This window comes from Neolewinella aurantiaca (assembly GCF_008014675.1).
In the GTDB taxonomy this organism is placed as follows: domain Bacteria; phylum Bacteroidota; class Bacteroidia; order Chitinophagales; family Saprospiraceae; genus Neolewinella; species Neolewinella aurantiaca.
Genome location: NZ_VOXD01000001.1, coordinates 182,817 through 206,992, shown reverse-complemented (window position 1 = coordinate 206,992; position 24,176 = coordinate 182,817). Strand labels below are relative to the sequence as shown.

Genomic DNA, 24,176 nt, shown 5'->3' with positions numbered 1-24,176 from the left:
TAGTTGCTCCTCCGAAAAACTTAACACTGTACCTGCGGCCGCGCAAAAGGTACTCCTTAAACTGAACTTTGCAAGCCTGCTTACGGACAACCTGGAAGAATATTCTTTCCCGGAAAAGTTTCGGGCAGTGTAACTTCCTCTCCCTCCCGACAAAGCCTATATTGTCAGCGACAATATTTGCTCTGATCTGCCAAAACGATTTTTCGGCGGGTTGATTTTTCAGCTCACGAACTAAAACGTACCGCCAAAGAAACAGCCGGTGACCAGACCATCTTTTCGGGTGCTAACCAGATTGTCGCCCCCTCTCCCCAGCCTCCCCACATCGCGACGCTGGGGAGGAGCAATCGCGACAATCTGATTTGCGCCCATCTATTCCGTAAATCTTGTCGCAGTTCCCTTTCCTTATCTCCATAAATCTCAAATCCACCTCCCCATGAAAGTACGGTTTATCTATCTCAGAAATATAGCTGTATTCATCCTGTTTTGCTTGCCACTTTCCGGTTCAGGACAGCCGGAATGGAAAGCGGAGTTGCTCGACGAAAAACTGGAAGCCATCAGGGAAGCGACCAAAACCGTCGGCTACTCAGTCGCCGTTGTGCGCGGCGACAAAGTGATTTACGCCAAAGGCTTCGGCTACCGGGACCTCGCCCAACAACTGAAAGCCGACGTAAATACCGTTTACCCGATTGGCTCCACTTCCAAGGCGTTTACCGTCGCCCTCCTGGGCCTGATGGTAGAAGAAAAGGGCCTGAAGTTCTCCGACAGCCCCCGCAAATACCTGCCCGAACTGGAATTCTATAATGATGACCTGAACGCCAATGTTACCATTCTGGACATGGTAAGCCACCGGACCGGCCTGCCGAGACACGATTATTCGTGGTACTTATTCCCGACCGAAAACAGAGACAGCCTCCTGGCACGGGTAAAATACCAAGAGCCGTTCACCGGCCTGAGGGAGCAATGGCACTACAACAATTTCATGTACCTCGCTCAGGGAATGATTACCGAAAAGCTTACAGGCAAAAGCTGGGAAGAAAACATCGAAGAACGGTTTTTCGCTCCCCTCAAAATGGTGACCTCCAGCCTGAATATTGAAGGCCTGAAGCAACAGAAAAACGCCGCAAAGGGCTATAGCCTGAAGGACTTTACGACGAACGAACTCATGCCCTACTACAACATTGCAGCCATCAGTCCGGCAGGGAGCATTAACAGTAGTGTTGGCGAAATGGCTAACTGGTTACGCATCTGGCTGAACGAAGGCAAATTGGACGATACCCAGGTTTTACCCAAAAGCTACCTGCTCCGGGCCGTTAACCCGCTGATGCTGGTGGGTACCGGAATGCCCGATGCCAACTTCCCCGATCAGCACCTCAACAGCTACGGCTACGCCTGGTTCGTATCGTCTTATAAGGGCCAGTACCGGATGGAGCACGGCGGAAACATCGACGGATTTTCCGCCAACGTATCTATCTTCCCTGCTAACGACCTCGGGATAGTTGTGCTGGCCAACCAGAACGGCTCGGCCCTGCCGGCCCTCGCCAGAGACATCATCGCCGATGAGTTTCTGGGCCTGAAAGCAACCGACAGAGTAGCTTATTACAACGAAATGCTGGACAAACTGATGGAACAGCAAAAGACGGCAAAAGCGAACAAACTGTCCTCGCGGGTTGCCAATACCTCTCCGTCGCACACCCTCAATGAATACACCGGAGTGTACCATCATCCCGGTTACGGAGCGTTCAGCATTACGCTGAAAAACGATTCGCTCTGGGGCCAGTTGCCCCGGGAAAAAATTTACCTGAAGCACCTCCACTACGATGTGTTTGAAACTGTACCAGTCACCAACGGAATTGTAGCCGACGAAGAAGACGGAGGGCTCAACCTTAACTTTCAGGCCAACGATCAGGGAGACATCACGGGCGCAAAAATAAAACTTGAGCCCACGCTCGATCCTATCTCTTTTACAAGAACTCCTACCGTAACCGAAGTCTCTTCTGATGTGCTCGCGTCTTACGCCGGCTCGTACGCTCTGGCAGGCGCCGCCCTGAAGGTATCGCTGGCGGACGGTGGGCTGACCCTTCTGGTTCCCGGCCAACCGGAGTACACGCTATCTCCCGTTAGTAAAAATGAATTTGTGATAAAAGGCCTACCCGGTTACAAGGCAAAATTCGATACGACCAGTTCTCCGGTTAAGTTAATCCTGATCCAACCGAACGGCACCTTTTCCGCCGAAAAGCAGTAGTTACCTGAGATAAAAGAGCGTTTTCGAACCATCTCCCGCGCCCTTTGGCCTAAAATCATACATCATGAATCGTATTACCGTGGTAGGTTCCGGCATCATCGGGCTTACCTCAGCCCTGGAGTTGCAGAACGCCGGCTTTGACGTCAGAATAGTAGCGAAGAACAGACACAAGAACACCCTGTCTAATAAGGTAGGCGCCATCTGGTTTCCGTTTGCCGTTTCTCCGGTGGAGAAAGCAACGGTGTGGGCTACGGCGGCTTACTACCACTACCAACGCGAAATCCGGCCCGGTAACGGTGTTGCGTTCATACCTTTCATTACGGCCTATTCGCCGACGAGCGATACGAGCTGGACGAAGCAACTACCCGATGGAAAGGTCAGGGAAGCCAGACAAGATGAATTGCCACCGGGCATCAGCGCAGCCCTCGTTGCTGAAGTTCCGCTCGCCGAGCCCCATCTGTATTTGCCACATCTCTTCGCCCGTTTTGTGGCCAACGGCGGCATTTTAGAGGTCGAACACGTTAACTCCCTCCAGCAACTGTCAGCCCTGGATGAACTCGTGATAAACTGCACCGGACTGGGGTCCATCGAGCTGTGCAACGACACAGAGATGCAGCCGATGCGTGGACAAATTTTGCGTTGCAAAAAAATGGACCTCCCTTCGTTTGCGGATGCTACCCGCAAGGGAGCGCTGAGTTACGTCATCAACCGGCAGGAAGACTGCATCGTTGGGGGAACAGATTACGAGAACGACTGGAACGAGAGCGTAGAACAATCTGACACCGACCTGATTCTGAAAAGGTTGAATTCGCATTCCCCAAACGGCAACACACCCCAAATACTTGAAACCCTGGTGGGGCTGCGCCCCAAAAGGAGTGCGATCCGCTTTGCCTTCGACCCCGATTATCATAACGTTTTTCACAACTACGGTCACGGCGGCGCCGGCTTTACGGTGGGTTGGGGATGCGCCATAGAACTCGCCCGGACAATCAGTACCCGGAGCCAGGCTCTCCTGTGAACCACTTCGGATAATCAACAGACACCGAAGGCACAGCGAAGCAAAATTCTCACAGCCCCACCCGCGCATTGTAACCTCCACGGCACCTGCGCCCGCGCCTGAAAAAAGGACGGGTGTGCCGACAGCAGACATATGCCTAAGCCGGACTTCCGCGTTAAATCAGTCATTTTCAATCAGCACCGACGTCACCCCCCAAACCTTTATCTTTGGCCCTATGCAATACTTCACCTATCCGCTCTTCGCCGTCCTGCTTCTGTTCACTGCCTGCAATGGCAGTAATGAGTCTTCCTACGATATGCCCCGCGAGCCCTACGCCGTTTCGAGCATGGACGGTGACGCCCTGAACGTAATCGTCGAAATTCCGGCAGGAACCAACCACAAAATCGAATACAAAACCGAGACCGGCTTCAGTAATGACACCCTGTTGGGAGGTGCAACCCGGGTAATAAACTTCCTGCCCTACCCCGGAAATTATGGTTTTGTGCCTAACACATTGATGGACAAAGACCGGGGCGGCGACGGTGACCCGCTGGACGTACTCGTGGTCTGTGAATCCGTTCCCAGCGGCACCCGGCTTACCGTTAAACCGATCGCAGCTTTGCTCCTCCGCGACCGCGGAGAGATAGACACCAAGATAATTGCCGTGCCAACCGATTCCACCCTCCGGGTATTCAAACCGGAGAATTTCATGGAGCTTGCCCTTGAGCACGACGCGGCGCGCTCCATCATCGAATCCTGGTTCCTGAACTACAAGGGGCCTAAACAAACCGAACTGATCCGGTGGGAAGACGAGACCTACGCCTGGCGGGAAGTCCGGAAATGGAAGAGGGATTAATACATTTCAGTTAAATTAAATTGTCTGCACATACCATTCCCTCAACAAGTCGCGTTAAAGCCTTACTAAAAGTGACCACTTCCTAATCTATTTTCACAAAAAGGTGTTAAAAAAGGGCAATTAGAGGCAAAAAGGTGATGTCAAACGGGTATATCCGGTTACTACTTCCTTAATTTGCGTCTAACTATTTGAGAGTCTTGTCTTCCCCTCGGAACAAATCGTTTAATAATCCCCAACTTTTAAGATGAAATACCTACTCACATTTGCCCTGGCCTTTGTTGCCATCACGGCCAGCAACGCCCAGACATTCGAGTGGAATACTAAGTCCGCGGAGGCTCACCCTAACGAAGTCAGCCCCAACGATCCTTCCCGCATCGCTTTCGACAAGGCATACAACGAACGACAAATTGGTATGGCTGGCGTGTACAACCCCAACGCTCAGGGCCAGCGCACTGCTTACAACGAAACCTACGTAAACAAGCAACTGACCGCCAGTCATGCTTTGCTGCCGCTGGGTACTCTGGTTCGTGTTCAAAACCTCGACAACAACCGTTTCGTCAGTGTTCGGATCAATGATAAAGGCCAGGAATGCTCTGATTGCCTGCTGATGTTGAGCCAGGCCGCGGCCACGCAACTCGGCATCAACTACCGCGGTCGGGTTTCCGTCGAGCGTACCGGGTTCAGCAACTGGAACCCTGCTCCCCCTCCAACAAACTATACTGCAGCCGCTGCGCCTCAGGCTTACGGTACCCAGTCTTCAGTTACGCGCCCGGTACAGATCAACAACAGTCAGTGGCAGGCGCGGGGCAACAGTACTCCGTCTCCCGTAGCTTACGGTGCTCAGACCCAGAACACCCAGCAAGCGACTACTTACAGCCAGCCTTCAGCTTACGGTACAGCTAATGCACAAGCAACTTCCGGCAACTATGCGGTACTGAGTGCACCCACTACTCCGTCCGTCGTTTCCCGCGAGGTTCAGCCCGCTACGGTTTCGAACCAACCTACTACGTACAGCCGCTACCCAACTGCTGCAACGCCGGCGCCGACATACAACCAGCCACGCGTTTACCAAGCGGCACCGAGTACTTACAACACTCCGGCACCGGTTTACCAGCAGCCGGTTCCCGTACAACAGCAGCCGGTTACCCAGCAGCCAACAACGCAGCAAGCGACTCCCCCGCCATCGACGGTTAAACTTTACCAGGAGTCCAGAACTGTTCCTGCTCCCGCAACTTACCAAACACCAACGGCTTACAGTACGCCCCAGGCTTACAACCCTGCCAATGTTCAGGCGCGTGGTGTAGCAAATCCAACGGCTTCGGCGCCCGTTACCACGGCGCGCGAGTATGTCGTTCAGCTTGGTGCTTACAACAACGAAGCTTACGCCCAGGCGCGCGTGGATCAACTCCAGAAGATGGGCCTGAGCAATATCTTCTACCGCTCCGTACAAAAGCCGGACGGTCAACTGATCAATCGCGTTTACGCAGGCACCTTCGGCACAATGGCTGAAGCCCAGCAGGCTGGCAAAATCATTCAGGGTACTTACCAGATCGCTGGTATTGCTTCTGTACTTCACTAATAAGCAACTCTGTTTCGGGAACGCGGATCCTCTTTAGGGAGGGTCCGCGTTCTTTCGTTGTGGTGTTTCCGTTTCACATCGGCAGAAAACCGGTACTTTCAGCTTTTCTTCTCCGCCTTTGGTTATACCGATAAATCCCGTATACGCTATGAAAATCATCCAGAATAACGATATCCCCGCCCCGAAAGGTCATTATAGTCCGGTGGTAGAGCATAACGGAACGCTCTATATTTCCGGCCAACTCCCCAAAATGAACGATGGTAGTATCCCTGAGGGCATCGAGGCTCAGCTCGAACTGGTGCTTGAGAAACTCGACCATCTCCTCAGCCATTCGGGCAGCGACCGCAACCACGTTCTGTCGGTAAGAATTTACATTCCTGACGTAAAGTACTGGGACCAGGTAAACGCCACTTACGCCCGTTTTTTTGGAGACCACCGCCCGGCCCGCTGCGTTGTCCCCTCCGGGGAGCTGCACTATGGCTGCCTGGTTGAACTCGAGGCAGTAGCTTGTACCGTTTAGCGTACCTTTGCCGCCGGGAACCAACGTCAACCCACAACCGAATCACACAAATACAGTAAGTGGCGCGGTCGCAGGTGCATAGTTTAGGTTTCAAGAACGTATACTTCCGTAGCACCAACCTCCCCTTTTACCTCCCACACCGGAACGCAAGTTGCTTGTTCCTGGAACTCATTTTGCTATGACTTTTGCCGATCTCAACCTGAACAATCAGTTACAAAACGCCCTCGACGTCATGGGCATCACGAAGCCCACTGCGATCCAGGCTAAATCCTTCGGGCCGATTATGGCGGGCCGCGATGTGATCGGGATTGCTCAGACGGGTACCGGAAAAACGTTTGCTTACCTTCTGCCGTGTCTGCGGTTGTGGCGGTTTACAAAATCTCCTTTCCCTCAGATCCTGATCATCGTTCCTACCCGCGAACTCGTTCTTCAGGTGACCCAGGAAGTGGAAAAACTGACCGAGTTCATGTCAGTAGAAGTAGTAGGTGTTTACGGAGGAACAAACATCAAAAAACACAAAGCCGAAGTTGAAGTCGGGGTTGACGTACTGGTTGGCACCCCCGGGCGATTGGTAGACCTCCTGAAGGACGGCGTGCTCCGGCTCAAGAATATCAAGCAACTCGTACTGGATGAAGTAGACGAAATGCTTGACCTCGGCTTCAGAACCCAACTCAACGATATCGTCGACTTTCTGCCCAAAAAGCGCCAGCACCTCTTCTTCTCCGCAACTATGATTGATGAGGTGATGACCACCATCAGTCAGTTTACCGACTACTACGAGGTTATTGAAGCAGCACCTTCCGGAGCTCCTCTGGAAAACATTGATCAGTACGCTTTTGAAGTGCCGAATTTCAACTCCAAAGCCAACCTTCTGGAGCTACTCCTCCGAGAGCATCCTGAGATGAAGAAGGTTCTGGTCTTCGCCGCAACCCGCCGCATGGTAGATGCGCTTTACGAACGCCTCGAGCCTGTTCTTGGCGAAGAACTTGGCGTCATCCACTCCAATAAATCCCAAAACAACCGCTTCGGTACGGTTGCATCCTTCGAGGACGGAACTTACCGGGTCTTGATAGCGACGGACATCGTAGCCCGCGGCCTTGACGTATCCTCCGTAACGCACGTTGTTAACTTCGATGTCTCAGACAACGCCGAAAAGCACATTCACCGGGTCGGACGTACCGGCCGGGCAAAGGAAAAAGGAGTCGCGATTCTTTTTGTTTCCGAAAACGAAGCGGAGTTCAAAGCCAGCATCGAGGAACTGATGGGGCGCGAAATTCCCGTCCATCCGCTCCCCGCCGGCACCGAACTATCAGATGAACTCATTGCCCTGGAGAAGGAACCAGAGTTCGTAGCTGAAAATACGGAGTTCATCAAGATCGATCCTGAACGCTCCGCTTTCCACGAAAAGAGTGAGAAAAATAGCAAGGTCGCCGTCCGTCAGGGTCGCCGGGATAAAATGATGAAGAAGTACAAGAAACCTCAAACCAGAGGGCAGAAACCCCGAGGTAAGAAGAAGAAAAAGAGGTAGCAGTAGTTGGTTCGGGAAGAACGCTCGCGTTTAATTTTTCACACCACCGGGGCTACAACCTATAGCCCGGATGGCTACCCGGGTCAGTTCTCCAATCCGGCGGGGTGCCCGCATGGCAGAATAATTTACCGGAGAAAAGAACCACCGTTGCATAGCATTGGCGGCGTAAAGACGGAAGTAAGTATAGTTTCCGTTGTATTCTGAGGCCGCCCAGAGCCCCACCGCTTCTTCGTACCGGTCGCAGTCTAACGGATAGGCGGTTTGGTCGCAGAAGCGTGGTGTTTCTCCTTTACGCATATTAGACCGGATCCCCATGCTGAAGGGGCTCATGGATGTTTTACCGAAGTAGTGTAACCACTCCCGCCAGGGGATGTCGTTCTTATTGTCTTCTGGGTAAGCAGCAGCCCGGTAAGCGATGTACAGGCCGGTGGCACTGGCGGTAGGCTCCAGGGTACAACGGTTGGTAGCACTGAAAGCAGAGCAAGGCAACCTGGATTCGGCGTAATACAGCTCATCTTTCAGGTAAGTTGCCCAGTCGTTGTAATTGGCTTTGGTGTAATTTGTACCATACAACTGATCGAAAAGGCTTAGGGTGTACAGAGCAGCGGCATTATCTGCCGGTCTGAAGAAGTCTTCCCCCGGTCGGCTCAGGAGGTGCTTGTACCTCCCACGCTGCAGGCGTTTACCCAAGTGTTCTCCGATGTTTTTGAACGCCTGCTCGAATGTCAGATCATTCGTAACCAGTTGGTAGTGCCCCAGGGTTGCTCCCGCGTGGGCAAGGAAGTAAGCCTCACGGTCCCAGTTTGCATTTCGTTGCCACTGCCGCAGGTTGCTGCGGTCGGCTACCCAGGCCGCCATGATATAAAGCGTGGAATCCACGGCTCCTTTTCTTTCGGGAATATACGCCGCAGTGCGGTATAGAGCCTGGCTGCCGAGGCTGGTCAGCAGAAGCAACTCATCTTTGTTGGTGAGGTCATTCGCTACGTAGATGTCGGCTATACGGAGCTGGTCTAACAGGACCTCTGCGTCCGCAATCGCCTGTTTGTGGTTGGTGTCGTCCAGTTTTATTCCGAGGGTAAAACCGAGGAGGATCAGGCAGGTCAGGAACGGAACTGCTGCCCATGCGCGGAGCTCTCCCCGCCAAAGCCACCAGGTAGGCAGCAAAAAGAACATACTGAACAACAGCGCAGGTAGCATTGGTTAATGTTTTAAACATTTATATCCCGAGGCGACAAACATACAACGGCCCGGGATAAAACCCGGCCAGCAAGATCCCTTTGCATCAGAAAAGGCTGACGCTCCCCATAAAAACCTGCTGTTTAACGCATACTGCACCTGCGTACGCGCCTGCTTCTTGTTTTCCGGAGCACTACTTCTCCACGCCCGCTAAAAAAGGCACGAAACGGCAACCTCCCAGCTCTTCTTCAGTCCACTTTGTTTCGCTGACCCGACGAACCTTAAGCATTATCTGCTCCTCTCCGGCGGGGCCAACGGGGATAATCATAATACCCCCTATTTTGAGCTGTTCCCGTAGTTGTGGAGGTACCGCCGCGGCACCGGCAGTCGCCAGAATACGATCGTAAGGGGCCATCTCGGGCAAGCCTTTAGAACCATCACGGAGGTAACACCGGATGCGATCCAGTTTCAGTTTCTTGAGCGTCAGCTTCGCTTTTCGGTACAACGGTTTGTGGCGCTCTACGGTAAAAACACGCCCTCCCAGCAACGATAAAACAGCCGCCTGGTAACCAGACCCCGTGCCGATCTCGAGGACGTGCTGGCGCGGCAACAACTCCAGTTCAGTCGTTTGCCAGGCCACCGTACTCGGCTGGCTTATGGTCTGCTCGCAGCCAATCCGGAAAGCCTCGTCTTTGTACGCGAAGGCGTGAAAGGAACTTTCCAAAAATACGTGGCGCGGGATGTTAGCCATCACATCCAAAACCTTCGAGTCAAACCTGTTCTCAGCCCGAAGCTGATCAATTAGTTTTTTCCGCTGGCCGCGGTGGAGATAGCTGTCCATTGTTGAATTATCGGATAAAGAATGGCAATAAAGGAAAATATACGGAATTAGCCTGGCAAAAACGGAAAGGTATTTCGATAGCAAAAAACCAATTGCAGCACTGAAAGTACCACCAGTCAACTCTTTTCCTTTTACCAGGGCGGAGACCGCTCTGGCGGAAAGACTCAGGACCAGGAAGTGTTCGCGAACTGCAATTGGTTATGCATATGATTTTCTCGTTTTACCTTTCCAACATCCCTTTGATATCAGCCGGGGAATAATTGACGTTTTTGAGCACCTTGCGATCGTCTTCCCGGTACACCAGAAAAACATCTCCGCTTGTTTCGATGGAACTGTTCTGTCCGAGTTTGAGGTAGTGCGCAACGGTTGCCTCGGCTTCCTCGCGGGAAGCGCAGGTTTTACTCATGTTGGAGCGGTGTACTTCCTCGAACAATCCCCGGAACTTCTCCCCCAGGCCAAACTCGAGGATTGCACCGCTGAGAACGTATTGGATATCGGCGAAAGCATCAGCTGCTTCGACCAGATCGTTAGCGGCGATTGCTTCCTCGAGTTCTTTCAATTCCTCCCGCAGGAGATTGATACGTAGCCGGCAGCGGTCAGCATCCGGGATTTGCGGTGAATCAAGAACCGGCAAGTGAAAAGTACGGTGAAACTCAGCGACGTCTTCCAAGGCTTTCGGACTGGTCATATTTGTGTTTTGGTTCGTTGGTATGTTGGTTCGTCGGGGCAAGGTACGCCACAGCGATGTAGTGCCGAAGTTGTGCCGGAACTTAAAGCTTCCTGATCTCAGAACGCCCGCTTTCCACCAACCCACGTTTGGAGCACTTCAGTATCCATGATCTGATCATCTTCGCAACTCAGCAGGTTGTTGGAAAGAACGATGAAATCTCCGTTCAGCCCGGGAATCAACTGACCGAGTTTATCTTCCTGAAAAGCGCCGTAAGCGGCAGCCCCGGTGTAGCTGTGCAGTCCTTCTTCGCGCGTCATCGCCTGCTCGGGGAAGAACGTCGCTTTGCCGTCTGCCCGTTTGCGCGTTACGGTAGCGTAGAAACTCTCGATGGGATCAACGTCTTCAACGGGTGCATCGGTACCATTAACGATAACGGCTCCGGCATCGAGGAGGCTGCGCCACGGGTAAGCACCACTACGGGCACGTTCGGTGCCCAGACGATTTTCGGCAAAGAGGGCATCGGAAGTACAGTGAATCCCCTGCATAGCAGCAATTACGCCCAACTCGGCAAACCGTGGGATATCATCCACCGCCAGGTGCTGAGCGTGCTCGATGCGCCAGCGGCGGTCATCGTCACGGCTTATGTATTTCTCCATCACGTTGAGGGTTTCGTGGTTGGCTTTATCACCGATAGCATGGACACACAACTGCATTTTATGCTTATCGGCCAGCTGGGCGATACTATCCACCGTTGCCACCAGTGTAGTGTTTTGCCCCACGAAGCCGGGATTGTCGAAGTAAGGTTCGATGAGCCACGCACCGTAGGAGCCGAGTGCTCCGTCGAGCTCAGTTTTGATTGCTGCGCAGGTGAAACGGTTGCCGTAATGCGGCAGGTCATACTCAGGGATATAGGTGGCCATATCCTCATAACTATGCCGCAGCATTACCCAAAGGTTCAGGCGCAGGCTATCGGCCTCGTCCAGTTCCCGGTACCAGGTTACTTCCTGAAAATGCGTGCCTGCATCCTCGAAGCTTGTTACGCCTTTGCGCAGACACTCATCCTGCGCTTCCTTGATGCCCGCCAGCCACTCTTCCTTACGCGACTCGGGTGTCATCGTTTGAATCCAGTTCTGGTACGCATCAGTAATGAGGTCCATTGCCCGTTCCTCGAATACACCGGTAGGGTCGCCGTTGGCGTCCCGCAGTACCCGGCCTCCGCGGGGGTCGGGTGTCTCGCGGCTCACCCCGGCTATTTCCATTGCTTTGGCGTTGGCAAAAAGACCATGCCCGCTTGCGTGGCGTAAAACAACGGGGTGGTTGGCCGTCATCCGGCTGAGTTCGTCGTGTACAGGGTAGCCGCCCACCGAGTGGTCGTGCGGTTTGTCCCATTTTTCCTGATGCCATCCCCTGCCGCTGATCCAGTCACCTTCGGGCGTTTCTTCCGCCCGCTCTGCAACCATCGCTACAATTTCATCCCAGTTCTTTGAGCGCAGGAAGTTGAGATTCCGCAAAGAACTGCCTAGGCCGCTGAAGTGAGCATGACCTTCCACGAAGCCAGGCATCACAAATTTCCCGCCCGCGTCCATGCGTTCGGTGTCGTCGTGAAGCATGTCTTGCCACAGTGTGGTATCGTTACCTACGGCAACGATCTTCCCATTCCGGATCACCATTGCCGTGGCGCAATAATCATCTCCTGCGGCTGTTTCAACGCCGGAGCAGCCTTGGCCGGTCCATATTTTCGCGTTGTACACCAGCAGGCCGGCCTCGTCACCCGTAGCGGGGTCGTTGGGTTCACAGGCCCAGAAAAAGAATGGGGTAAGGAGTAAGAATAAGTGTTTCATTTAGTTGATTATTTTTTGGAATGGGTCTGGGTTGGTTCTCTACCAATCCCGGGGTTCGATCAGTTCTTCTACGTCTGCGTCAACAAATCCGTATGCGGAGGCTATGAATTCAAAATCGGCTGCGATGATCTCGCGAGCCACCGTGTCTAGTTCGCTGTCGTTCTCTAATAGTTCTTCTCCTAAATTGTTGAACAGCAATGTAGCCTGGTGAGTGAGTTGGTACAGACCAGCAAGATTTTTTGGTTGCTCTTTTTCCATGGCCAGGCATAAGTCTTCCAGTATTTTAACTCCCTTTAGTACCAGGGGCTGAGGGAAAAATGCATCGTCCATCATTTCGCTGAGGAAAGGATGTCTTTTTGCTTGCGGATTAAGAATTTCCATTCGTACTTGTCTGGGTTTTAGGATGCAAAATTTACTCTAACAGGTCTTTCAATTCGGACGGAGGCACAACCTGTACCGGCCGGTTGATTGATTCTTCGAGGGAGATGAAGGTTTCCGTTCGCTGGATGCCCTCGTACGCCTGGATACGCGCCAGCGTATCCCGTAAATGATCAGTATCCCGGCAGACAACCTTGAGGAAGATACTGTAATTTCCGGTAAGGTAGTGGGCCGTAACAATTTCGGGGATGTTGGTTAAGTAATCCGTAGCGTTACCGTACTGGCCACTGCTCTTCAGAAATACGCCCAGGAAGGCGGTTATATCGTAACCGATCCGGGCCGGATCGACCTGCAGCGCGGCCCCTTTTACCACTCCGGCAGCAATGAGCTTGTTCATCCGTACGTGAATGGTTCCTCCGGAGACGAAGAGCTTGGCTCCCATCTCGGTATACGGCCGTTTTGCGTTCTCCATGAGTAAGGCCAGAATTTTGCGATCAAGGTCGTCCAGTTCGTACGTTTTCTTCATTGTTTTCACTTTGCAGCCGGGAAGATAAGGGGGATTTTTTTGTGTCTCCGGCAGAATCTGATAAGTCGAACCTGCTTCAGCACCGGAGCATCTCGCTACCCAACCAGCCCAAACGGTAGCCCGTTTTCCCGGTCTCCTTCCGCAACGATTACCTGGTCCCCGGTTCCCATCAGTTGGAGGATGTGCGCTGCCACTTCATCATCGTAGCCGGTTTTCCGCTCTGGTGTTTCCATCCAGAGCACGAAAATAACGTTGTGGGTATCATCGCAACGGCGACGGGCTTCGGCCCAAAACCAATAGTTTGAATTAGGTGCAGGCTTCCTGCGCCAGGTGTACCACCACAGGCGGAACCTTCGCCACCAGTTTCCCCTCAGGTAGGCGTCTACTATTCGGATAAGGCGTTTACTGTCGTGGAACTTTGTCGAAATATCCTTTGCTAAAAGCGCAGGCGTTTTGCGGTTGGCCCGGTATTCCTGTCCGTCGCGATCGCTGATGCGGGGCCGGAAATTTTTCACCTCAATCAGCCAGAGCTTTTCATCCGGCGACAACGCAATGAAATCCACTCCTTTCAAACCATGCCCGCTCAACGATTGGTACGCAACGGTATCATCGTATTTCCGAACGATCCAGTCGTCGGGGAAATGAAAAAGCAGGTCCGACTCGGGAAAAGTAGCGACGGGAGACGATTTAGTAATTGGCTAAAGTTAGCGCTTTTCCGGCGATAAGGGATACGTCTTGAGCACCTGGTGCCGGGGTGCAGCACATACAATCCGGTAATCTCCGGCATCCCGTGCACGGAGCTCCATGGCCTATCCTTTGCCTTTCTTTTTCTTCTTCCGCTTCAGGGTTTCCTCTACTTCATCCATCAAAGCGCCAAGGTCCATGTTGTCGATCCGATTGAACTCTTTGGTTTGACGGTAGACGGCGCGGTCTACGTCGATGACCTTAATTTCGGTGCCGGTGTAATTTTCGACGGCGCGTAGTTTGTCGTGCTCTTCCGGAGCACAGAAGGTATAAGCGATGCCTTTGTTGGCGCCACGGCCGGTTCGGCCTACGCGGTGAACGTAGTTGTCTGGCTGGTCCGGCAGGTCGTAATTGATCACGTGCGTCACGTCGGGGATATCGATACCACGGGCACTGACGTCGGTGGCAATCATGAGCCGTTTTTCGTTGTTGCGGAAAGACTCCAGCGCGGCAACGCGGTCTTCCTGACTCATATCCCCGTGAAGGATCAGGCTACTGATGTTGGCCCGGTTCATGGCTTTGGCGACTCTTTCGGCGCGGACGCGGGTGCGAACAAAGCTTAGAATCTTTGCTTCGGGATGCTCCTTATAAAATCGTTCCAGAAAGAAGCGCTTGTCGTCCATCTCAATAAAAACGACGGAGTGCTCGACGTTTTTAGAGATGGGGTCTTTCGGACTGATCTGAATCCGGATCGGCTTCTTCACCAGGGTGTACGCCAGCTTTTTGATCTGCTCATTGATGGTAGCCGAAAAGAACAGGGTCTGTCGCCGCATTTTCAGGTGACCGAGCACCCCTCTGATGTCTTCGATGAAACCAAGGTCAAGCATCAGGTCTGCCTCGTCCAGGACGAGGATGTTGACGCGCTCCAGGCGCAGGACTTTCTGGTTCAGAAGGTCAAACATCCGGCCGGGGGTGGCAATCAGGATATCGACACCGTCTTGCAACTGTTGGATTTGGGGATCCTGCTCTACCCCACCGGTGAGGGCGAAGACGTTTACCCTTGTTCCCTTAGCGAGGCTGGAGAACACTCCGTCGAGCTGCATCGCAAGCTCGCGGGTGGGTACCATGATCAGGCACTTGATACCGTCTTTGCGGCGGGCGTTCTCCTTGCCGGTGTGGATCATCTGCAAAACAGGGATGGCAAAGGCAGCCGTTTTACCGGTTCCGGTTTGCGCAATACCCATCACATCCTCTCCCTTGAGGATGTTGGGAATGGCCTTGTACTGGATGTCCGTTGGGCGTTTCCAGCCGAGCTTGCCAATGCTTCGTTTGATTTCGGGGGCGAGGGGGTAATCTGTAAATTTCACAAGGCGAAGATAGCTCGTTCCCGCGGACTCCATCACTATCCGTCCCGCTGACTTTGCCGAGGCTGTCGCGTCCGGCTTCGTCCCCTGCCAATTATAGGGTACCGCTATGCTCGTATGAATGGCTACATCCTATTTATAGTTTCCTCGGCCACCCAGGTGATTTTTGGCGGCCGCTTTTAACATATGGCCAAAATTTCACCTTTTATGACCGGAGGCAACTATAGATCAATATTACCTTGACGTGCGGCTGGACGATGCTTACCAGTTGGTCGTTCATCCACCGCCGACAACCTCGAACTAGTCAACCAGCAACCTGCAACACAGTTTCAGGCGATCTAAGACAATACAATTTTAAGCCATGATTACTGGGCGCAAATCAAATTGAAGCGATTACTCCTCCCCAGCGCAGCGGTTTGGGGAGGCAGGGAGGGGGTTGAGCGACAATCTGGTTTGCGCCCTTTCAACCTTCCCTTGCACCCGCGGCCGCGCCAGCTGCTCCTACAAAGCCTCCAACAACTCCCGCTTGAGCTGGATAGCATTTAGTATTTCCGGCATCCGGGCGCAGGTATGTTCGTACCCCAGATCATGCATATCCTGCAGCCTGGTGAAATTGAAGATATTACAATCGTTGAGCATGGAGGGCTCAATGATGATATCGCAGACGTCCATCCCCGGAATCGTATTACTCATGATCGAGAGCTCGAAGGTGCGCCACACCACGTCGATTACCGTATTGATGTTGGCGGGCGGCAGCAAACCGTAGGGCATCAGGTTACTGCCTATAATGAAATCGGTATCATGCAGCAACGGTTCTACGGGCATATTGCGGATTACACCGCCGTCTACGTATTTATAGCCGTCGATCTCTACGGGCTTGAATACGAATGGGATGGAGCAACTTGCCGCAAGGATATCGTGCAATGGCCCCGTATTCACCAATTCCTGCTTTGCGGTATTGAGGTTTGTAACCCCAATGTGCAGGGGATACTTCAGGCCCTCAAAGGAATTGTCCGGCCAGATGATCGCAAGACGCTCTTTCAGATAATCCAGCGAGGTAAGTCCGGTCAGCGGAATCCCGAGTTTGATCACCCGCAGCATCGAGGATTCGAGGACGAATTTCAGCATCTCGTCCGGTGCCATCCCCGTGGCATACAGCGTTGCCACAATGGCGCCGGAGCTTACGCCCACCAGACGATTCGGGACCACTCCCGCTTCGAGGAGTGCTTTCAGCACACCAATATGGGCTGCTCCCCTGGCACCACCTCCGGAGAGGGTGAGGCCGATGGTTAGATCGGAATTTGACACGGTTTGATTAATTTCTCGGGCAAAGATAAGGCTCCGATGAGTTGAATTCCGGTCGTTGCCTTTTTTAGGTTCATGCCTAATAAAAATGAGGGGTTCCACCAACGGCTACCGCCGTTCGTGAAACCCCTCATTACGTCAGGTTTTCTTTGGGAAAGCTGGAATATTAAAGTTCCAGCTCGCCGCCTACTTCTTCGTTCCAGGGCAGGCCGTGCTTGGCCAGTTTTTTCAGGAACGGGTCGGGATTGAACTGCTCGACGTTGTAAACGCCGGCACCTTTCCACTCGCCGGTCAGGAACATCATCGCGCCGGTCATCGCCGGTACACCGGTGGTGTAGCTTACGCCCTGAGCGCGGGTTTCTTTATAGGCCTGTGCGTGGTGGCAGTTGTTCCAGATGTAGTAGGTTTGAGGCTTACCGTCTTTGATGCCCCGGATGCGGCAACCAATGCTGGTCTGCCCCACGTAGTTTTCGCCCAGATCACCCGGATCAGGTAGCACTGTTTTGAGGAATTCAAGCGGGATGATCTCCACACCTTTGTGCATCACCGGCTCGATACCCGCCATGCCGATGTTCTGGATCACACGCAGGTGGGTGAGGTACTCATCACCAAAGGTCATCCAGAAACGGGCGCGCTTGATGGTCGGGAAGTGCTTCACGAGGCTCTCAAGCTCTTCGTGGTACAGTACATAGCTGGCTTTGGGGCCAACGTCCGGGTAGTTCAGGTCCTTGCGGATACTGAAGGGCGGGATTTCAATCCATTCGCCGTTTTCCCAGTACTTACCGTTTTGGGTAATCTCCCGGATGTTAATCTCGGGGTTGAAGTTGGTCGCGAAGGCCTTGCCATGGTCGCCGGCGTTGGCGTCTACGATGTCGAGATAGTGCATCTCGTCGAAGATGTGCTTCGCGGCGTAAGCCGTGAAGACGCCCGTCACGCCCGGATCGAAGCCACAACCGAGGATGGCAGTGAGGCCAGCCCGCTTAAAGCGGTCATGGTATTTCCACTGGTGGCTGTACTCGAACTTAGCCTCTTCTTTGGGTTCGTAGTTCGCGGTATCGAGGTAGTGAACGCCGGCGGCAAGACAGGCTTCCATGATGGTAAGGTCCTGATAAGGCAGCGCAACGTGAATGACCATCACCGGCTTGTATTCTTTAAGCAGGTTCGTTAGAGCAGGAATGTCCTCCGCATCAACTGCGGCGGTGGTAATCCGGTCGTAACCGAGGTCCTCTTTGATGTCAGCCTGAATCTCCCGACAGCGGGCGACGGTACGGCTGGCAATCATAAACTCACTGAATATCTCCGGGTGTTCGGCACATTTATAGGCAACCACGCGGGCGACGCCTCCGGCGCCAATGATCATTACTTTAGACATGGGTAGGAATATTGATGGTAGGCAGCACGAAGTGCTGTCACAGATTGGAAAAGGATAAAGACATTGAGCCTTATCACTTACGCACGGGCGGAAACTTCCGGGATCGGTTAGTGCCTTTATATTCGGACATAACCTCCCCCGTTATTCGTTTCGTATGCCTCTCGACTAAGGAAGATCCGGAAAATCGACTTTTGAAGGACGTGGTACCGGAGCGAGCATAGGCAGCCCGACAACTTCGGCCTCCTGGGGCCCGATGGTCATGAAACGCATGAAACCACCGTGTGCCTCAGCAATGTGCTTAGAGAAGGACATGAAGCTTTTGTAGTACAGGTAACCAAACGGAAGGTCCAGTTTAGTCAGGATTGAATTGAGCATCGAGAGACGGGCAACCACTTCGTTCTGGCGTGGCTCCAGTGCATCGGGTAATTCTTTGAGTAGTTGTTGAATGCGATCGGTCAACCCCTCATCGATTGTCTCGTAATAAGCAATGATGTGTCCCCGGTTGTTGAAACTCCGAATGTCTGCCAGACGCTGAGCCTCGGCGAGTTCCACCTCGTCGATGTCGTCGTCAGCACCAGCTACGAGGATCACGATCAGAGGGATGGCATCGAACATTTGCTGTTGCTCGGCGGGGGTCAGTTTTTCGAATTCTATTAGCATAGTTAAGGGTTAATTTGGCGCAAATATAAGCGGTTGTTTGTTGTCTGTTGCCGTTGGCGCCAATATACCAACGTTCAACCAGCTACCAACATTACCTTCGCCGTTATGCAACATCTTCCCTTTTACCTACTCGCCATTGCGGCGGGCCTGATGCTACCAATTCAGGCCGGACTGAATTCCGAAATGGGCCGCGCGCTGAAAAGCCCGGTCTACGCCAGTATCGTGTCCTTTGCCGTTGGCCTCATCGCACTGCTGCTCTATGCCTTCATTACGCGGATGCCCTTCGGAAACCTTCGCGACGGCCTTACGCTGCCCTGGTATTATTGGATAGGAGGAATACTGGGAGCCTTTTATGTCTATGGTATCATCGTCCTGACCCCGCGCCTTGGTGTAGCGCTCACTTTTGGTCTCACGGTGGCGGCTCAGATGCTTTTTGGTCTTATGATGGATCACTACGGCTGGCTGGATATTCCTGTCTCACCGGTAAGCTGGCCCCGGATCGTTGGTGTCGTAATGATTATCGCAGGTGTGGTCCTTATCCGTTCTTACTGAATTCCGGCAGGCGCGGCCGCAGGTGCCCGGGCGGGTTGACGGGCCAGGGTCTTCGCTTAAAATATAGCATGCTGAGCTATAAACAATTCTCGGTATCCTCTTATCTTCCCCCAATGAAAAGGTTAATCTTCTCCTCGCTGTCGCTCCTTTTGGTGCTTCTGTTCTGTTCGTCGTGCAACAACGACGCACCTAAGTCGTCACAGCCAATGGCCGAAACCACCGGACCGCCCAATATCCTGGTTATCAATTGCGAAGACATCAGCCCGATGCTTCCTATGTTCGGCGACAGTACCGCACGAACGCCCAACCTGAGTCGCCTGGCGGCCCGCGGAATCCGTTATCCCAATACCTTTTCGGTAGCCGGCGTCTGCGCACCGAGCCGTCACTCCCTAATCACGGGTATGTACCCCATCAGTACCGGAGCCCATCATATGCGTACCGTCTGGAGCAAAGAAATTCTCGCCAAAATCGGTCTGGAGCCTTACGGTGCCCTGCTTCCGCCAGAAGTCAAAGTCGTTTCCCAAATCTTTCGCGAAAACGGTTACTTTACCTCCAACAACAAGAAGACGGACTACCAGTTCCATCCGCCCAAAACGGCCTGGGACGAGTCTGGCCCTAAAGCGCACTGGCGCCACCGGACCAGGCCGGACCAACCTTTCTACGCAGTCTTCGATCTCGAAATCACCCACGAGAGCCAGATTTGGACAACACACAGAAGTAAGCTCCGATTTCAAAACGGCTTCGAAGAAGCCGTAGAAACAACATTCAAACGGAGCGACGTACTTCCTCCGGGTGAACGCCCGCCGCTAACTATACCGGCAGATGCAGATTTACACATACCTCCCTATCTCATCGACTCAGAACCAACCCGCACTGATATCAGAAGGGTGTACTCCAACATCGAAATTATGGATCAGCAGGTGGGGGTACTCATCAAGCAACTCGAAGACGACGGATTACTGAACAACACCATAATATTTTTCTTCAGCGATCACGGAGGACCTCTCCCCCGCCAGAAACGGCTCATGTACGACAGCGGACTACGCGTCCCTCACATCGTTGCTTTCCCCGACAACCGTCAGGCGGGCAGCATCGATTCCAGTCTCGTAAGCTTCGTTGATATGGCGCCAACCATGCTTAACCTGGCTGGCATCCCGCTGCCGAGCCACCTGCAGGGACAAGCCTTTCTCGGCCCCGAACTTCCATCGGCCCGCAAATACGTATTTGCGGCCGTAGACCGGACCGATGAGCACTACGACCGCATCCGTGCCGCCCGTGACCGGCGCTTCAAGTACCTCCGCAATTATATGCCCCAACAGAGCTATTATCTCCCTCTCGAATTCCGCGAGCAAATGGCTTCTATGCAGGAACTTCTCAAAGCGCGTGACGCAGGAACGCTCAATGATGCCCAGGCCCAGTGGTTTCGGAAATCGAAACCCGCCGAAGAACTCTTCGATACCCAGGCTGATCCGCACGAGCTGAACAACCTCGCTGGTAATCCGCAGTACGCCACTAAACTGGCTGAGCTGCGCTCCGCCATGGACAACTGGCTGAATGAAGTCGGCGATCTGGGCGCCGAAGACGAACGTGAAATGGTTTCCCGCTTCTGGAACGGACAGCCCGAAATGCCGACCACTGGTCGGCCTCAACTGAAACGGGACAGCATGGGGCGTTTCGTTCTCGAAAGCAAAACCGAAGGGGCTCAAATAGCCTATCAGATCACCCCTCCGGGCCAGCGGCCCGGGAAGTGGCAGGTTTACACCGGCCCGTTCGAGTACCAGAGGGGCGACAGCCTGCGGGCCGTCGCGCACCGGATCGGCTACAAAGAAAGCGGAGAGAGCATCGGCTGGTAAGCCTCTCTGTGTCAACACTTTGATTGACGAAAGAGAGTTGATCGATTCAGGATTACTAATCGATTCGCTCGCTCCGCCACTCCCCCTTTACCATCAATGGTCTTTCGTTCAGCTGCATGAAATGTTTATCGAGTTCCTGAGAGCGGATATAGCGCTTGGCGGGTATGTCCGTATAATCGGCAACTTCTTCAATAATGGTATTGGGCTCGGTTGAGAAAGAGAAATTCCGTTCTTTCAGCAGGTTACCTTGTTTATCGCTCAGGCTGTGAGTTACGGAGTACCCATGTTCGCCAGCTTCAAATTCTTCTATTTTCAGCATTCTCCCGTCTTCAGCGCGAAAATTCCGCGATTTGATCTCGGCGTCACCCTCACTGGAATCATCCATAGAGAGGAGGTCCCAGTTTTCAAGTTTGAAATGTCCGAAAACGGGAAAATCAAATTCTTCATTGCTGATAACTGCATTCCCTTTCATCGCTCCTTTTTCCTTCACGGCTCCGCCGAAGACCCATCCGTTCTTACCGTCGGCTGTAGTAATCCGGTACCAGGGTTCGTTGTAGGCGACACCGCGCAAAACGATGGTTTCTGCCGAGGGAGACGTCTCGCCGGTCAGGGTAAGCGGTTCTTTGGACGTTACGCGCGCCACCACCTTGCCTTTCGTGCCTGGTAAATCCCTTACGTTCAACTGGTCCACCCAGGTGTAGCGAATTTTGCCGGACGTAGTAATAGCGTCAGTGGGCTCGGCAGCAGGTGCAGGGTCGGTTGAAACAGCAGACTCCTCCGGGCTCACCGCTTTGTCGTTCTTGCAGGCCGTCAGCGCGAGGCCAATAAGCAAGCAGTGGAAGACGTGTTTGATCATAATGATAGTATTTCAGTCTCAAAACAGGTGGAAAGGCCGGCAGGAAGATGTGCCTGCTACAACTCCCGGACCCAAATATTACGGTAAGCCACCAGGTTACCGTGGTCCTGAAGGCTGATACTGCCGGTTTCGGGGTGCGCCGTGTACTTGTGCAGGCCAATGTAAGCGGTCGTGCCCTTGATTTCCCAGTGGTTCTGCACCAATACACCGTTATGGAATACGGTCACGTAAGCCGGGCGGATCAGCATACCATCGTCGTTAAAAACCGGAGAGCTGAAAACAATGTCGTAGCTGTTCCAGTCTCCCATTTTCGAAGTTGCGTTGACGAGGGGTGGGTTTTCTTTGTACACCGAGCCGGCCTGGCCATTGGTATAGGTGTCACTTCCATTGCTCTCGAGTACCTGAACCTCGTAACGCCCGTGAAAAAACACACCGGAGTTACCCCGTTGCTGGCCTTCTTTATTGGGTTCATTGGGGCTGCGCCACTCAATGTGCAGTTGTACGTCACCGAATTTACGGCGGGTCTGGATGGCTCCTGCACCGGGCTTAACGACCAGGGCGTCACCTTCTTTGGTCCATTCTACTGCTCCACCTTTGCCGTTGGTCCATTCGCTGGCGTCTGCTCCTTTCCCCAGCAGAACGATCGCATCGGAAGGGGCAGGCGTTGTAACCGGAGCGGCCTGGACTTTAGGCGGTACCGGCTCGTAAAATTCGGTGGCTTTGGGGTCTGTGATTTGGGCGGACATTGCTCCGGCGATCAATAGAAGGAGAAGAGTCAGAAGTTGCTTTTGCATGATATTGGGTATGTTTTGCGGCAAGATAGGAAATGGTTAGCAGCTGTTCGGCAGCACGCACAACCAGTTCGGCTAAAAATCAATCCGATCCGTAAAAGTGCATGAGGCCGCTGTGGTTATCTCTTCTTACCAGGTTGCTAAAACAAGACAGCGCCACCCGACGAGGTCGGGTGGCGCTGTTCTGTAATTTCGATAACCCGCAGCCCGGGGCTGTGGTTACTGGTTTATACCATGAGGCGGATCGGGTCTTCGAGGCAGGCCTTCACGTCGTTGAGGAAGGCGGCGGCAGAAGCGCCGTCTACTACGCGGTGATCACAGCTGATGGTAACCTTCATCACTTTTCCGGGGACTACCTGTCCGTCACGAACAACGGCTTTGTCCTGGATGCCACCAACGGCGAGGATCGCCGCGTTTGGTGGGTTGAGGATGGCGGTAAATTCTTCGATGCCGAACATTCCCAGGTTAGAAATGGAGAAAGTGCTCCCGGTCATTTCTTCGTTGCTCAGCTTCCGTGCCTTTGCCTTACCTACGAGCGCTTTCACGTCGAGGTTGATCTGGCTGAGCGACTTCATGTTGGCGTGGCGAACCACAGGCATCATGAGGCCATCGGGGATTGCGACAGCACAGGAGATGTGCACCTCACCGTTTTCGCGGATGGTATCGCCCTGCCAGCTGGAGTTCATAACGGGGTGCTTCAGCAAGTTTACGGCACAAGCCTTAACGACGAGGTCGTTGAAGCTGATTTTAACCGGGGCTACTTCGTTAATCCGCTTGCGGAATTCCCAAACTTTATCCATCGCGATCTCGACCGTCACGTAGAAGTGAGGTGCGGTGAATTTAGAGTTGGAGACGAGGCGGGAAACTGCTTTGCGCATCTGGCTTACCGGTGTGTCCACGTAGTTTTCTCCGCTTGCTCCGAATGCGAAAGCGGGAACGTTAGGTGCAGGAGCTGCTTCGGGAGCAGGTGCAGCGGGGGCAGCAGCTGCTGCGGGAGCCGGAGCCGGAGCAGCTTGTGCTTTTTCGACGTCAGCCTTCACGATCCGGCCACCTTCACCAGAACCGGTGATGGTAGAGATATCGATGCCGGCTTCTTTAGCCATCGCCTTAGCAAGTGGACTTGCCTTCAGGCGGTCATCCGAACCGGATGCGGGGGCAGCCGGAGTGCCGGGCGTTCCGGACTTGGAGTTATCGGCCGTGGGGGTCGGGTGAGAGTAGTCCGTGGTAGTGGCAGGAGTTTCTTCCTTCGGAGCTTCTGATTTAGCAGGGGCAGCATCGCCGCCGTCAGCTTCGAGAGCCGCTTTCCAGTCTTCTCCTTCTTCTCCGATTACGGCAATCACTCCGTCTACGGGTACGGCACCGCTTTTCACAGCGATGTGCAGGACTACACCTTCGAAGTAAGAATCCAGCTCCATAGTAGCTTTATCAGTTTCTACTTCAGCCAGGGTCTGGCCAACTTCAACACTATCGCCCTCGGCAACGAGCCAATCGACAATATTGCCTTCTTCCATAGTGTCGCTCATCAGGGGCATCCGAATAATATCAGCCATTTGGTATCTCTTTTGGGTTCCTTTCTTTTTAAGAT

Annotated in this window: 22 protein-coding genes; 8 read left to right on the top strand and 14 right to left on the bottom strand. The window is 53.4% G+C overall.

All coding sequences use genetic code 11. The features are described 5' to 3' along the window. The first annotated feature begins 433 nt into the window (after window positions 1–433). The 6 genes from FUA23_RS00845 (at window position 434) to FUA23_RS00820 (ending at window position 7,722) form a co-directional block, all read left to right on the top strand. Window positions 434–2,242, top strand: a complete 1,809-nt coding sequence (locus FUA23_RS00845; RefSeq protein ID WP_147928806.1) for a serine hydrolase — start codon at window positions 434–436, stop codon at window positions 2,240–2,242. Between the two features lie 64 nt (window positions 2,243–2,306). Next, window positions 2,307–3,260 carry an FAD-dependent oxidoreductase gene (locus FUA23_RS00840; RefSeq protein ID WP_147928805.1) on the top strand — a complete coding sequence of 318 codons (954 nt, stop codon included), beginning with the start codon at window positions 2,307–2,309 and terminating at the stop codon, window positions 3,258–3,260. Between the two features lie 214 nt (window positions 3,261–3,474). Then, window positions 3,475–4,095 carry an inorganic diphosphatase gene (locus FUA23_RS00835; RefSeq protein ID WP_147928804.1) on the top strand — a complete coding sequence of 207 codons (621 nt, stop codon included), beginning with the start codon at window positions 3,475–3,477 and terminating at the stop codon, window positions 4,093–4,095. Window positions 4,096–4,339: 244 nt separating this feature from the next. Then, complete coding sequence (locus FUA23_RS00830) at window positions 4,340–5,674, top strand: RlpA-like double-psi beta-barrel domain-containing protein (protein WP_147928803.1); 1,335 nt, start codon at window positions 4,340–4,342, stop codon at window positions 5,672–5,674. A 148-nt stretch (window positions 5,675–5,822) separates the two neighbouring features. Beyond that, entirely contained in the window at window positions 5,823–6,194 is a 372-nt protein-coding gene (locus FUA23_RS00825; protein WP_147928802.1) for a RidA family protein, read from the top strand. 178 nt (window positions 6,195–6,372) lie between these two features. Further along, window positions 6,373–7,722, top strand: coding sequence for a DEAD/DEAH box helicase (locus FUA23_RS00820; protein ID WP_147928801.1), 1,350 nt, complete (start codon window positions 6,373–6,375; stop codon window positions 7,720–7,722). Between the two features lie 30 nt (window positions 7,723–7,752). Here FUA23_RS00820 and FUA23_RS00815 read toward each other — a convergent pair whose 3' ends face one another. The 11 genes from FUA23_RS00815 to FUA23_RS00765 all read right to left on the bottom strand — a co-directional run bounded on the left by FUA23_RS00815 (window position 7,753) and on the right by FUA23_RS00765 (window position 18,539). Further along, complete coding sequence (locus tag FUA23_RS00815) at window positions 7,753–8,919, bottom strand: hypothetical protein (protein WP_147928800.1); 1,167 nt, start codon at window positions 8,917–8,919, stop codon at window positions 7,753–7,755. Between the two features lie 172 nt (window positions 8,920–9,091). Further along, entirely contained in the window at window positions 9,092–9,739 is a 648-nt protein-coding gene (locus FUA23_RS00810; RefSeq protein ID WP_147928799.1) for a protein-L-isoaspartate(D-aspartate) O-methyltransferase, read from the bottom strand. Window positions 9,740–9,959: 220 nt separating this feature from the next. Continuing rightward, entirely contained in the window at window positions 9,960–10,427 is a 468-nt protein-coding gene (locus FUA23_RS00805; protein ID WP_147928798.1) for a pyrophosphohydrolase domain-containing protein, read from the bottom strand. A gap of 98 nt (window positions 10,428–10,525) precedes the next feature. After that, complete coding sequence (locus tag FUA23_RS00800; RefSeq protein ID WP_147928797.1) at window positions 10,526–12,250, bottom strand: amidohydrolase; 1,725 nt, start codon at window positions 12,248–12,250, stop codon at window positions 10,526–10,528. Between the two features lie 39 nt (window positions 12,251–12,289). After that, on the bottom strand, window positions 12,290–12,631 hold the full coding sequence (locus tag FUA23_RS00795; protein ID WP_147928796.1) for a DUF5713 family protein: 342 nt from the start codon (window positions 12,629–12,631) through the stop codon (window positions 12,290–12,292). A gap of 31 nt (window positions 12,632–12,662) precedes the next feature. Beyond that, window positions 12,663–13,154: an Lrp/AsnC ligand binding domain-containing protein gene (locus FUA23_RS00790; protein ID WP_147928795.1), complete on the bottom strand. Its 492-nt coding sequence runs from the start codon at window positions 13,152–13,154 to the stop codon at window positions 12,663–12,665. Window positions 13,155–13,249: 95 nt separating this feature from the next. Continuing rightward, window positions 13,250–13,717 carry a hypothetical protein gene (locus tag FUA23_RS00785; RefSeq protein ID WP_187270837.1) on the bottom strand — a complete coding sequence of 156 codons (468 nt, stop codon included), beginning with the start codon at window positions 13,715–13,717 and terminating at the stop codon, window positions 13,250–13,252. A gap of 246 nt (window positions 13,718–13,963) precedes the next feature. Beyond that, the gene (locus FUA23_RS00780) at window positions 13,964–15,205 is read right to left on the bottom strand and encodes a DEAD/DEAH box helicase (protein ID WP_187270836.1); all 1,242 of its coding nucleotides are present in this window, start codon (window positions 15,203–15,205) and stop codon (window positions 13,964–13,966) included. A 498-nt stretch (window positions 15,206–15,703) separates the two neighbouring features. Continuing rightward, window positions 15,704–16,510 (bottom strand): patatin-like phospholipase family protein, encoded by an 807-nt coding sequence (locus tag FUA23_RS22995; RefSeq protein WP_187270835.1) that lies wholly within the window; start codon window positions 16,508–16,510, stop codon window positions 15,704–15,706. Window positions 16,511–16,673: 163 nt separating this feature from the next. Beyond that, entirely contained in the window at window positions 16,674–17,879 is a 1,206-nt protein-coding gene (locus tag FUA23_RS00770) for a saccharopine dehydrogenase family protein (protein WP_147928792.1), read from the bottom strand. A gap of 165 nt (window positions 17,880–18,044) precedes the next feature. Continuing rightward, window positions 18,045–18,539 carry a hypothetical protein gene (locus FUA23_RS00765; RefSeq protein ID WP_147928791.1) on the bottom strand — a complete coding sequence of 165 codons (495 nt, stop codon included), beginning with the start codon at window positions 18,537–18,539 and terminating at the stop codon, window positions 18,045–18,047. A gap of 105 nt (window positions 18,540–18,644) precedes the next feature. Here FUA23_RS00765 and FUA23_RS00760 point away from each other — a divergent pair, with 105 nt between their 5' ends. Both FUA23_RS00760 and FUA23_RS00755 read left to right on the top strand, forming a co-directional pair. Continuing rightward, a complete protein-coding gene (locus tag FUA23_RS00760; RefSeq protein ID WP_147928790.1) occupies window positions 18,645–19,091 on the top strand; it encodes a DMT family transporter in 447 nt (148 codons plus the stop codon). Between the two features lie 113 nt (window positions 19,092–19,204). Further along, window positions 19,205–20,944, top strand: a complete 1,740-nt coding sequence (locus FUA23_RS00755; protein WP_187270834.1) for a sulfatase family protein — start codon at window positions 19,205–19,207, stop codon at window positions 20,942–20,944. A gap of 55 nt (window positions 20,945–20,999) precedes the next feature. On the opposite strand, the gene FUA23_RS00750 is transcribed toward FUA23_RS00755, so the two are convergent. The 3 genes from FUA23_RS00750 to FUA23_RS00740 all read right to left on the bottom strand — a co-directional run bounded on the left by FUA23_RS00750 (window position 21,000) and on the right by FUA23_RS00740 (window position 24,141). Next, entirely contained in the window at window positions 21,000–21,800 is an 801-nt protein-coding gene (locus tag FUA23_RS00750; RefSeq protein ID WP_147928788.1) for an SH3 domain-containing protein, read from the bottom strand. Between the two features lie 56 nt (window positions 21,801–21,856). Next, on the bottom strand, window positions 21,857–22,594 hold the full coding sequence (locus FUA23_RS00745) for a 3-keto-disaccharide hydrolase (protein ID WP_147928787.1): 738 nt from the start codon (window positions 22,592–22,594) through the stop codon (window positions 21,857–21,859). Window positions 22,595–22,818: 224 nt separating this feature from the next. Next, window positions 22,819–24,141: a dihydrolipoamide acetyltransferase family protein gene (locus tag FUA23_RS00740; protein WP_147928786.1), complete on the bottom strand. Its 1,323-nt coding sequence runs from the start codon at window positions 24,139–24,141 to the stop codon at window positions 22,819–22,821. Between the last annotated feature and the right edge of the window lie 35 nt (window positions 24,142–24,176).

Bases quoted from the DNA above. Each gene is read 5' to 3' on its own strand.
- FUA23_RS00845 (WP_147928806.1), top strand. From the start codon at position 434: ATGAAAGTACGGTTTATCTATCTCAGAAATATAGCTGTATTCATCCTG.
- FUA23_RS00840 (WP_147928805.1), top strand. From the start codon at position 2,307: ATGAATCGTATTACCGTGGTAGGTTCCGGCATCATCGGGCTTACCTCA.
- FUA23_RS00835 (WP_147928804.1), top strand. From the start codon at position 3,475: ATGCAATACTTCACCTATCCGCTCTTCGCCGTCCTGCTTCTGTTCACT.
- FUA23_RS00830 (WP_147928803.1), top strand. From the start codon at position 4,340: ATGAAATACCTACTCACATTTGCCCTGGCCTTTGTTGCCATCACGGCC.
- FUA23_RS00825 (WP_147928802.1), top strand. From the start codon at position 5,823: ATGAAAATCATCCAGAATAACGATATCCCCGCCCCGAAAGGTCATTAT.
- FUA23_RS00820 (WP_147928801.1), top strand. From the start codon at position 6,373: ATGACTTTTGCCGATCTCAACCTGAACAATCAGTTACAAAACGCCCTC.
- FUA23_RS00815 (WP_147928800.1), bottom strand. From the start codon at position 8,919: ATGCTACCTGCGCTGTTGTTCAGTATGTTCTTTTTGCTGCCTACCTGG.
- FUA23_RS00810 (WP_147928799.1), bottom strand. From the start codon at position 9,739: ATGGACAGCTATCTCCACCGCGGCCAGCGGAAAAAACTAATTGATCAG.
- FUA23_RS00805 (WP_147928798.1), bottom strand. From the start codon at position 10,427: ATGACCAGTCCGAAAGCCTTGGAAGACGTCGCTGAGTTTCACCGTACT.
- FUA23_RS00800 (WP_147928797.1), bottom strand. From the start codon at position 12,250: ATGAAACACTTATTCTTACTCCTTACCCCATTCTTTTTCTGGGCCTGT.
- FUA23_RS00795 (WP_147928796.1), bottom strand. From the start codon at position 12,631: ATGGAAATTCTTAATCCGCAAGCAAAAAGACATCCTTTCCTCAGCGAA.
- FUA23_RS00790 (WP_147928795.1), bottom strand. From the start codon at position 13,154: ATGAAGAAAACGTACGAACTGGACGACCTTGATCGCAAAATTCTGGCC.
- FUA23_RS00770 (WP_147928792.1), bottom strand. From the start codon at position 17,879: ATGTCTAAAGTAATGATCATTGGCGCCGGAGGCGTCGCCCGCGTGGTT.
- FUA23_RS00765 (WP_147928791.1), bottom strand. From the start codon at position 18,539: ATGCTAATAGAATTCGAAAAACTGACCCCCGCCGAGCAACAGCAAATG.
- FUA23_RS00760 (WP_147928790.1), top strand. From the start codon at position 18,645: ATGCAACATCTTCCCTTTTACCTACTCGCCATTGCGGCGGGCCTGATG.
- FUA23_RS00755 (WP_187270834.1), top strand. From the start codon at position 19,205: ATGAAAAGGTTAATCTTCTCCTCGCTGTCGCTCCTTTTGGTGCTTCTG.
- FUA23_RS00750 (WP_147928788.1), bottom strand. From the start codon at position 21,800: ATGATCAAACACGTCTTCCACTGCTTGCTTATTGGCCTCGCGCTGACG.
- FUA23_RS00745 (WP_147928787.1), bottom strand. From the start codon at position 22,594: ATGCAAAAGCAACTTCTGACTCTTCTCCTTCTATTGATCGCCGGAGCA.
- FUA23_RS00740 (WP_147928786.1), bottom strand. From the start codon at position 24,141: ATGGCTGATATTATTCGGATGCCCCTGATGAGCGACACTATGGAAGAA.